The sequence below is a fragment of the Bradyrhizobium yuanmingense genome, assembly GCF_900094575.1.
Lineage (GTDB): Bacteria > Pseudomonadota > Alphaproteobacteria > Rhizobiales > Xanthobacteraceae > Bradyrhizobium > Bradyrhizobium yuanmingense.
Genome location: NZ_FMAE01000045.1, coordinates 1 through 11,659, shown reverse-complemented (window position 1 = coordinate 11,659; position 11,659 = coordinate 1). Strand labels below are relative to the sequence as shown.

Here is an 11,659-nt window from a genome sequence, read left to right as displayed (position 1 = left end):
GGCAAGATCGACCGCAAGGCATTGCCGGCGCCGGATCAGCTCGCGGAGTCAGAACGCATCGCGCCGCGCACGCCGGCGGAGGCTGCATTGGCCGCGATCTGGGCCGATCTGCTGCGCCAGCCCAATATCGGTGTCACCGACAATTTCTTCGAGCTCGGCGGCGATTCCTTGATCGCGGTCCAGCTCGTCAGCCGCATCAAGCGGGATCTCGGCCACGACCTGCCGCTCAATCGTCTGTTTGAATTGACGACCGTTGAAACCATGGCTGCTGCGCTGGGCCTGGAGAGCGAGATCGACAAGCGAAGCGACGACATCGTAGCGATGCTCGACCTGTTGAAGGAAGTCGAACTGTCCCATGAGTGACACGGCAACCACGCAAAAGCAGCAGCTGCGCGACATTTCACGGCGCTTGATGCGTCTCGATTCCGGCAAGCAGCACGCGTTCGTGTCGCAGCTCGCGGCGAAGGGCGTCAACCTCGCCATGCTGCCGATCGTGCGCCAGGGGCGAAAGCGGGCGCCGCTGTCCTTTGCGCAAGCGCGCCTCTGGTTCCTGTGGCGGATGGATCCGTCCAGCGCGGCCTACAACATATCAGCGACGGTGCGCGTGCGCGGCCAGCTGCAACCACGCGCATTGCAACAGGCGTTCGATATGCTTGTCGCCCGCCACAGCGCGCTTCGCACCGTCTTTCGGCAGGAAGGGGAGCAGGCCGAACAAGTCATCCAGGTTCCGCAGCCGGCCGCATTGCGGCACCTGGCCCTCGATGGCGACGACCGCGAACGGCAGGCGCGCGAGCTTGCGCGGCAGGAGGCTTCGCTGCCGTTCGATCTCGAGGCCGGCCCGCTTATGCGCGCGACGCTGCTGACGCTGGACGAGGGCGATCACTTCCTCGTCGTCAGCCTGCACCATATCGTGGCCGACGGCTGGTCGATGGGCGTGCTGGTTGACGAGTTCTGGAAACTGTACGCGGCATTCGCTTGCGGTGAAGAACCGGCGCTGCCGGAGCCGGAGATTGACTATGCCGACTACGCCGAATGGCAGCGGCTCTGGATGAGTGCGGTCGATGGCGAACGGCAGGTCGGCTACTGGACCAGGCGTCTCGCCGATCCGGCGGTGCTCCAGCTGCCGATCGACCGGCCGCGCCCGGCGGTCCCGGATTTGGCGGGATCGGCACATCGCATCCCGCTCGACCCGGCGCTAGCCGATGGCTTGCGCGGGCTCGCGCGGCGGCATCGCACGACCCTGTTCGCCGTCCTGCTGGCGAGCTTCAAGCTGCTGCTCTATCGCTACGCCGGCCAGTCCGACATCAACATCGGCGTGCCCGTCGCCAACAGGCATCGCGGCGAAGCGCGCGGCGTGATCGGTCTGTTCGTCAATACCCAGGTGCTTCGCACGCAGATCGACGGCCGCGCGGCGATCGCGGACTTCATTGCGGCGGTTCATGCGGCCACTGTCGAGGCACAGGAAAACCAGGACCTGCCGTTCGAACGTCTGCTCGAAATCCTTCGGCCCACGCGCAGCCTGAGTCAGAATCCACTGTTCCAGGTCCTCTACAATCACCAGCGCCGTCGGGCGTCGGCTAGTCCATCGGATCGGACCGGTCTCCAGATCGAGACGATCGATACGGAGGTCGATGCCGTCAAGTTCGACCTCGCGCTCGATACCGAGGAGGGGCTGTCAGGCGAAATCCGCGCCGTCTTTACCTATGCGGCGGCGCTGTTCGAGGCGGCGACGATCGAGCGTCTTGCCGCGCATTGGACCACGACCCTGAAGGCCATGGTCGCCGACGACGCGCAAGGGATCGCCGATGTGGCGTTGCTGTCCGAACAGGAACTGGGGCAGTTGCGGCAATGGAATCGCGCCGACGAAACGGCAAGCTCATCGTTCACACCGGTGCATCGGACGGTTGCACGGCTGGCCGCCGAAACGCCCGACGCGCCGGCGCTGGTCTTCGGCGACGGTGAAATCAGCTATGCCGAGCTCAACCGCCGCGCCAACCGGCTTGCTCACCACCTGATCCGCCTCGGTGTCGGGCGCGACGACCTTGTCGGCGTCTCGGCACGGCGTTCGCCACACCTCGTTGCGGCGCTGCTCGCCATCTTGAAGACGGGTGCAGCCTATCTGCCGCTCGATCCCGAACATCCGGCGAGACGCCAGATCGGCACCCTCCGCGATGCCGGTGCGCGCGTCGTGCTGATTGACGCGGATGGGTCGGCGTTGACGCCGCCGCCGGCTGGCGTCGAGGTCGTTCCGCTCGGTGCGATCGATCTCGCCAAGGAGAGCGAAAGCGATCCCGAGATCGCGGTGGTGCCAACCAGCCTTGCCTATGTGATCTACACCTCCGGCTCCACCGGCATCCCCAAGGGCGTCGCGGTCGAACACGGTCCGTTCGCCATGCACTGCGAGGTGACGGCCGGGCTCTACGACATGGATCGGCACTCGCGCGAGCTGCACTTCCTGTCCTTCACCTTCGATGGCGCCCATGAGCGGCTCTGGACCGCACTGACCTGCGGCGCGGCGCTCGTGATGCGGGATGCGGACCTGTGGTCCGCCGAACAGACTATCGAGGTTCTGCGCCGGCAGCGCGTCACCAATGCCGGATTCCCGCCCGCCTACCTGCAACAGCTCGCTGATTTCGCGATGTGGCGTGGCGATCCGCCGCCAGTCGAATTGTACTCGTTCGGCGGCGAGGCGATGCCAAAGGCCGGCTTCGACAAGGTCAAGCGCGCGCTCAAGCCGCGGGCATTGATCAACGGCTACGGGCCGACCGAAACCGTGGTCACGCCGCTGGTCTGGAAGGTCGATGCGAGCGAGGAGATCGACGGCAATTATGCCCCGATCGGTCGCCCGGTGGGCCGCCGCTCGGCCTACATCCTGGACAATGATTTCAACATCGTCCCGGTCGGCGTGACCGGTGAACTGTTCATCGGCGGCGAGGGCTTGGCGCGCGGTTACTGGCAGCGCGCCGAGCTGACGGCCGACCGCTTCGTCCCTGATCCGTTTGGCGCGCCGGGCGCGCGGCTGTATCGCACCGGCGATCTGGCGCGGTGGTGCGCCGATGGCGTCATCGAATATGTGGGCCGGACCGATCATCAGGTGAAGATCCGCGGCTTCCGGATCGAGCTCGGCGAGATCGAGGCATGGCTGATGCGGCAGGCCGGCGTGCGGTCGGCCGTGGTCGTTGCCCTTGAAGCCAGCGTCAGCCGTCAGCTGGTCGGCTATGTCGCCGGCGATGGGCCGTTCGACGAAGCGGCGATGCGTGCGGCGCTCTCGGATGAGCTGCCCGACTACATGGTGCCGGCCCGCATCGTGCGATTGGACCGGCTGCCGCTCACCGCGCACGGCAAGGTTGATCGCGACGCCCTGCCGGCGCCTGAGATGCCGGCCGCAACCACCGCGCATGTCGCGCCGCGCTCCGCAGCCGAGACGGTGCTCGCTGCGATCTGGGCCGAGCTGCTCGGCCAGCCCGCCATCGGCGCCACCGACAATTTCTTCGAGCTCGGCGGCGATTCCATCATCTCGCTGCAGCTGGTCGGTCGCGCGCGCCAGGCGGGCCTGCTGATCGAGCCGCGTGACGTCTTCCGGCATCAGACCTTGCAGGATCTGGCGCGCGTGGCGCGGAGTGAAGACAAAGCGGAGATCGTCGCCGCTGAGATCGATCTCGACGGCCGCGAGCACCTGCTGCTGCCGATCCAGTTGCGGTTCCTCAGTGAGGATGCAGGGGACCGTCATCACTGGAATCAGGCCGTCCTGCTGATGCCGAAGTCGCGGCTCGACTGGAAGCTCGTCGAGCTCACGCTTGCCGCTCTTGTCGCGCATCATGCGGCCCTGCGCCTGCGTTTCGAGGAGATTGATGGCGGTTGGCGCGCGACCTACGGCGCTACACCGCCAACGTCCGAGCTGCTGTGGATTCTTGGTGACCTCCAGGATGCCGCCGCAGTCACGAAGGTCGCCTCACAAGCTCAGGCCAGCCTGTCGCTGGCCGGGCCGCTGTTGCGTGTGGTCGGCATGGATCTCGCGGACGGCAGCCAGCGGCTTCTGGTGGTGGTGCATCATCTCGTCATCGACGGCGTGTCATGGCGTGTGCTGCTCGAAGACTTTGCGACGGCGTACGATCAGCTCCGTCAGGGCGCGGCTTCAGTCGCGCTGGCGAGGAGCGACTCTTATGCATCCTGGGGCGCGCGATTGCAGGCCTATGCTGCAACCGACGAGCTGGCAGCCGAGCTCGATTATTGGCTGGAGCGAGGATCGCATGCGGCGTTTCCCTGCGATGACGATCATGGCGGGGTCGACCGGGTTGCAGACGGCGATGAAGTCCTGCTGGCGTTCGACGCCGGATTGACCACGCGGCTGCTGAAGGAAGCCCCGGCCGCCTACCGCACCCAGGTCAATGATCTCCTGCTGGCGGCACTTGCGCGAGCGGTGTCACGCTGGGGCGGGATTGAGGATGTCGTCGTTGAGCTCGAGGGCCATGGCCGCGAAGACGTCTTTGCGGGCGCCGATGTGTCCCGCACCATCGGCTGGTTCACCACTGCTTTTCCGGTGCGGCTGTCGGGTGGCTCCGAGGACGATGCCTCTCTGATCAAATCCATCAAGGAGGAGCTTCGGGCCGTTCCCAACCGCGGGCTGGGGTACGGCATCCTGCGCCATCTCGGCCCCGAGGCGCAGCGGAGCGCCCTGGCGACACGCCCTGAGCCGCGCATCGTCTTCAACTATCTCGGCCAGTTCGATTCCAGCATGGGAGAGAGTGCCCCGTTCCGCCTCGCGCCCGAGAGCTCCGGGCCGATGCGCAGCGACAGCGCGCCACTCGGCCGCTGGGTCAGCATCAACGGTCAAGTCGGGGAAGGACAGCTGCGCCTGTCGTTCAGCTATGGCCGCAGGCGTTACCGGCGCGCAACGATCGAACGTCTCGCCGAGCATTACGCGGCTTCCTTGCGCGAACTCGTCGCGCATTGCACGGGCGGCGCCCGCGGCATCACGCCGTCGGACTTCGCCTTGTCGAACCTCAAGCAGGCTGATCTCGACGCGCTGGTCGCGACGATCGACTGCCGCGAGATCGAGGACATCTATCCGCTGTCGCCCATGCAGCAGGGCATGCTGTTCCATGCCCTGCGCGATGGCGAGAGCGGCAATTACGTCAACCAGATCGGCCTGGAGGTCCGTGGTCTCGAGGCCGGCAGGCTGCGCGCAGCCTGGCACGAGATCAGTTCGCGCCACGCCGTGTTGCGGACCGGATTTGCGTGGCGCGAGCTGTCGGGGGCCGCGCAGCAGGTGGTCTATCGCTCTGCGCCTTTGCCATTCGAGGAAGAAGACTGGCGCTCGCGGGCGGCCGCCATGGAAGAGGAGGAGCTGCGGGTTGCGCTCGCGGGTATTGCGCAAGCCGAACGTACCAGGGCATTCGATCTGTCTCAGGCGCCATTGCAGCGGGTCCGGCTGATCCGGCTCGACGAGGCACGCCACTGGCTGATCTGGACCCATCACCATATCCTGCTCGACGGCTGGAGCGCCGCGCGTCTGATGGCCGAGATCCTGCAGCACGAACGCGGTGCGCGACTATCGGCCGTGAAGGGCCGCTACCGCGACTACATCGCGTGGCTGCAAAGGCAGGACCGCGACGCGTCCGCGTCGTTCTGGCGATCGGCCTTGGCCGAATTGGACGAGCCCAGCTTCCTAGCGGACACGCTGGGAGGACCTGCGGCCAACGGTGCTTCCGGCCATGGCTCGTCGGACCTGCTGCTCACGGCCGACCTGACGGCAAGCCTGCAAGCCTTTGCGCGGCGCGAGCGCGTCACGCTGAACACGCTGGTGCAAGGCGCTTGGGCGCAGCTGTTGCGCCGCCACACCGGTCAGCGCGCGGTCTGTTTCGGTGCGACGGTCTCGGGCCGGCCAGCGGAGATCAGAGGGGCCGAGGAGATGGTCGGCCTGTTCATCAACACGCTGCCCGTCGTCGATCAGGCAAGCCCGCAAACCGAGATCGGAGCGTGGCTGCGCGATCTCCAGGCGCGCAACACGGATCTGCGCGATCACGGCTGGATGCCGCTGTACGAAATCCAGCGTCTTGCCGGCCGTTCCGGACGCGCGTTGTTCGACAACATCCTCGTGTTCGAGAACTATCCGATCGATCAGGCGCTGCGGGGCGAGAGCGAAAGCGGACGCCGGTTCGGCCGGGTCGAGCAGGTCTCGATCACCAACTATGCGCTGACGGTGGCGGTCTTCGCCAAGCCCGACGGCATCAATCTGGGCTTTCGCTACGATCGCAGCCGCCTCGACCACGATCATATCAGATATCTGCAAGCCTCGCTGTCGCAACTGCTGGCCAGGATCGTGGCGGACGCCTCGCGGCCGCTGGGCGCGCTGGACAGCCTCGATGCCGATGAGGAGCAGAGATTGCTCGGCTGGGGCGGCAGCGCCGAGCGGGCACCGAAGCTTGGCGACACTATCGTCGCGCAGATCGAAGCCCGGGCCGCGGCTTCGCCATCGTCGATCGCGTTGATCTTCGGTGAACGGCAGATCAGCTATGGCGAGCTGAACGCGCGTGCCAATCGCCTGGCATGGCGGTTGCGGGAGCACGGGATCAGTCGCGACCGGCTGGTCGGCTTGGCGCTCGAGCGCAGCATCGAGCTGATCGTCGGCGTCCTGGCCGTGCTGAAGGCCGGAGGCGCCTATCTGCCGCTCGATCCCGACTACCCGTCCGATCGCCTGCTCCACATGCTGCGTGATAGCGGAACGGCGCTGGTGCTGACCCAGGAGCGGCTGCTTCCGCATCTGGCGTCTGTGATCACGGATGCGGACGTCGAGGCCTGGACAATCGACGGCGAGGCTGAAGCTCGGATCGAAGCCCATGCCGGCAATCCCGGTGCGGCGCTTCATCCGGACAGCCTGGCTTATGTGATGTACACGTCCGGCTCGACCGGCGTACCCAAGGGCGTCGCCTGCTCGCATCGCGCACTCGCGGCACGGCTCGGCTGGATGCAGGCGGAGTATGGTCTCGATCCCGCCGAGACCTTGCTGCACAAGACCCCGTTCAGCTTCGACGTCTCGGTTTGGGAGATATTGTGGCCGCTCGCAACCGGCGCGCGGCTCGTGATCGCGGCTCCAGGCGCGCATCGCGAGCCGCGACTCCTGGTGGACGCCGTCATCGCCCATGACGTGACGACGCTGCACTTCGTGCCGCAGATGCTCGAGCATTTCGTGGCCGAGCCCGGCGCGGCGCGCTGCACCTCGCTGAGGCGCCTGTTTGCTGGCGGCGAGGCGCTGTCACTCGATCTCATGACGCGTGTGCGTGCGGCGTTCCCCCATGTGCGGTTCGACAATCGCTACGGTCCGACCGAGGCTCTCATCAACGCCACGTATTGGACCTGTCGCGACGAGGATGGGACGCGCGTGCCGATCGGCCAGCCCATTCCCGGCGTGACGATCCGCATCCTCGACGCCGATCTGAACATGGTTCCGGCAGGCGTGACCGGCGAGTTGTTCATCGGCGGGGCCGGTTTGGCGCGGGGCTATTGGCGGCGCGAGAAGCTGACGGCGGAGCGCTTCATTCCCGATCCCTTCGGGGAGCAAGGCGAGCGGCTCTATCGGTCGGGAGACCTGGCGCGCTGGCGCGCTGATGGCGCGATCGACTATGTCGGACGCGCGGATCACCAGGTCAAGATCCGCGGCTTCCGCATCGAGCTCGGCGAGATCGAGGCGCGGCTGCTCGAGCAGCCCGGCGTTCGCTCCGCCGTGGTGGTGGCGCGAGAGGTCGGCGCCGGCCGGCAGCTCGTTGGCTACGTCAGCGGCACGGCGGAGTTGGAAGAGGCTGCGCTGCGGACAGCGCTGTCGGCCGTCCTGCCGGATTACATGGTGCCGCCGAGAATTGCCGTGCTGGAGCGGCTGCCCTTGATGCCGAGCGGCAAGGTTGATCGCCAGGCGCTGCCGGCGCCCGACATGGCCCATGGCCATGCGGATCATCAGGCGCCACGCACGCCTGCGGAGATCGCCTTTGCGGCGATCTGGGCCGAGCTGCTCGGCCGGCCGGCCGTCGGCCTCACCGACAATTTCTTCGAGCTCGGGGGCGATTCCATCATCTCGCTCCAGATGGTGAGCCGCGCCCGGCGCGCCGGATACCTGATCGAGCCCCGCGACGTATTCCAGCATCAGACGCTCGAAGCTCTGGCGCGCGCGGCGCGGACCGAGCAGCGCACGGGGACGCTCGCCGATCAGGGGCAGGTCATCGGCCCGCATCCGCTCTTGCCGATTCAGTCCCGCTTCTTTGCTGAGGACATGGAGAATCGGGATCATTGGAACCAGGCTGTGCTCTTGCATCCGCGAGAGCGCCTCGACTGGAACGTGATGCGGCGCGCGCTCGCCGCCGTGGTCGATCATCATGATGCGCTACGCCTGCGCTTCGAGCAGAAGCAAGGAAGCTGGTATGCCGAGCACGGCGCTGCTGTTGGCGCGGAGGAACTGCTCTGGGTCCGGCAGGCGGCCGGCCGCGATGCCGTGACGGCGCTGGCATCGTCGGCGCAAGCAAGCCTGTCGATCTCCGGCGGGGAGCTGTTACGGGCCGTCGGCATCGATGTCGCTGATGGCAGCCAGCGTTTTCTGATCGTGATCCACCATCTCGTGGTCGACGGGATGTCATGGCGCATTCTGCTGGAGGACGTCGCGTCCGCTTACAGGCAGCTTGCGAAGGGTGACGCCGCGGCCGCGCTTCCGCCCAAGACTCATGCTCACGCGCTGTGGGGTCAGCGCTTGCGGGCTTACGCGACCTCGCCAGAACTGGCGACGGAGTTACCCTACTGGACCAGCCGCTGTGCAAATGCGGACGTTCCCTGCGACGAGGACCACGCGGGCAACGATCGCATCGCCGATGCCGATGAGGTCCTGCTGTCATTCGAAAGTGAATGGACGCGGCGCCTGCTGACGGATGCGCCGTCGGCTTATCGTACGCAGATCAATGATCTCCTTCTTGCCGGCCTTGCACGCGCCGTCTGGCAGTGGAGTGGGCAGGACGACGTTCTCGTCGAGCTGGAGGGGCATGGCCGCGAGCCTCTCGCTGGCGATCTCGATCTCTCGCGCACGGTCGGCTGGTTTACGACGGCCTTTCCCGTGCGGTTGGCCGGTGGCTCGGAAGTTCCTTCGTCATTGATCAAGACCGTGAAGGAGGAGCTTCGCGGCGTTCCCGGCCGCGGACTGGGCTACGGCGTATTGCGCTATCTTGGCTCCGAAGAACAACGTTTGGCGCTATCGCATGCCGGCGAGCCGAAGATTGCGTTCAACTATCTCGGCCAGATCGACGGAGGCGATGAGGCGGCGCTGTTCAAGATGGCAGCGGAAAGCGCGGGCCGATCGCGGGATGCATCGAGCCCGCTGCGACGCTGGCTGACCGTGAACGGCACGGTGCGCGATGGTCGGTTGTTTCTATCGTTCGGGTTCGGCCGCAAGCGCTATCGGCGCGAGACGGTCGAGCGGTTGGCTGCGTTGTACGAGGCTGCGTTGCGCGAGCTGGTCGATCACTGCACCGGCGGCGCTTGCGGTCTGACACCATCGGACGTGGCGTTGTCGGGGCTGGGTCAGACCGAACTCGACAGGCTTGCGCTTGATTGGCGCGAGATCGAGGACATCTATCCATTGTCGCCGATGCAGCAAGGCATGTTGTTCCATGCGATGCATGACGGCGAGAGCGGGCTCTACGTCAACCAGGTCGCGGCGGAGATCCGTGGGCTGGACGCCGGAAAGCTGCGCCGCGCCTGGCAGGCAGCCAGCGATCGTCACGCGGTGCTGCGGACGGGATTTATTTGGCGTGACCTGTCCGGCGCGCCGCAACAGGTCGTCTATCGACGGGCCGAAGTGCCCTTTATCGAGGATGACTGGCGAGCACGGAGTGCGACCTGGGACCAGGCGCAACTGGATGCGGCGCTGGCCGACGTTTCGCGGCAGGAGCAGGCCGCCGGCTTTGACCTGTCGCGGCCGCCCTTGCAGCGCGTTCGGTTGATCCGGCTCGGCAACGACAGGCATTGGCTGATCTGGACGCATCATCACATTCTGCTCGATGGGTGGAGCTCGGCGCGGTTCATCGCCGAAGTGATGCAACATAACGGCGAGGGGCGCCTGCCGCCCTTACGGCACCGCTATCGCGACTACATCGCGTGGCTGAAGAGCCGCGACAGCGACGCATCGGCGGCGTTCTGGCGCAATGCGACGGCTGGGCTGGTCGAGCCGAGCTTCCTCGCAGGCAGCCTGGCCGAAGGGGGGGACGTGGAAACGTCCGGCCATGGCATGCTTGCGCTGGAGCTGGATCCTGCCATGACCGGACGGTTGCAGGAATTCGCGGCGCGCGAGCGCATCACGATGAACACGCTGGTGCAGGCGGCATGGGCGCAGTTGCTGCGGCAGCATACCGGGCAGGGCACGGTTTGCTTCGGTGTCACCGTGTCGGGCAGGCCGCCCGAGCTCGCCGGCGCCGAAGAGATGGTCGGCCTGTTCATCAACACGTTGCCCGTGATCGACGGCGTCAGCCCGCAGCAGGCCGTCGGTGCATGGCTGCGCGAATTGCAGGATCGCAATCTGGCCCTGCGCGAATTCGGCGCTACGCCGCTCTATGAGATCCAACGGCTGGCAGGGCGTCCCGGACGGCCGTTGTTCGACAGCATCCTGGTGTTCGAGAACTACCCGGTCGACCGCGCGCTGATCGGACAGAACCGGCAGATCCAGGTCGGCGAGACCTGGATTGTCGAGACCAGCAATTATCCCTTGTTCGCCAGCATCGGCGTCGATGAGCGCCTGCGCCTCGTTTTCAACTATCAGCGCAAATATTTCGACGAGGCCCAGATCGCACGGCTGCAGCGAACCTTTGTGCGGCTGATCGAGGCGCTGAGCATGGATGCCCATCGACCGGTAGGGATGATCGCGGCCCGCGATCCCACGGATGACGTCCTGCTTGCACGGGCGAACGATACGCTCCGGGATGAACCGCGCGAGGGGATCATTGCGCAGTTCGAGGCACAGGTCCGGAAGTCACCTGAGGCGATCGCGCTGGTGTTCGGCGAGGCGGAGCTGAGTTACGCCGCGCTGAATGCGCGCGCCAACCGGCTGGCGCGGCGCTTGCGCGATCGCGGCGTCGGGACCGAGATCGTGATCGGGCTGGCGCTCGAGCGCAGCGTCGAGATGCTGGTCGCGCTGTTGGCGGTGCTGAAGGCCGGCGGGGCCTATTTGCCGCTCGATCCGGATTACCCGCCGGAGCGGCTGGCGCACATGCTGGGCGACAGCGGCGCGGCGCTGGTGCTGACGCAGGAGAGATTGCACGATCAGTTCGCAGCCATCCTGGCGGAGACCGGCGCAGAGGCCTGGCTCGTTGATGGACAGGACGGCGAGGGCAGCGATGCCGCCAATCTCGATGTCGCCGTTCACGGTGAGAGCCTCGCCTATGTGATCTACACCTCGGGCTCGACCGGCCTGCCCAAGGGCGTGATGGTCCGTCATGACGCGGTGACGAACTTCCTCGCGACCATGGCGGAGCAGCCCGGCATGACGGCCGCCGACCGGGTGCTTGGCCTGACCTCGCTGTCCTTTGACATCGCAGTGCTTGAGCTCTGGCTGCCGCTGACGATTGGCGCCTGCGTCGTGCTGGCGGATCGCGCGGCCGCGCATGATCCTGCCAAGCTCAAGGCGATCGTG

At 66.4% G+C, this 11,659-nt stretch carries 2 protein-coding genes; both read left to right on the top strand.

Going from position 1 to position 11,659, the window contains the following annotated elements; translation table 11 throughout:
* The coding region (locus GA0061099_RS37755) for a phosphopantetheine-binding protein (protein WP_141697793.1) at nucleotides 1–363 on the top strand (363 nt) is incomplete at its 5' end.
* Nucleotides 356–11,659, top strand: an 11,304-nt coding sequence (locus GA0061099_RS37750; protein WP_083235182.1) for a non-ribosomal peptide synthetase, incomplete at its 3' end; no start/stop codon positions are given. The genes GA0061099_RS37755 and GA0061099_RS37750, both read left to right, overlap by 8 nt.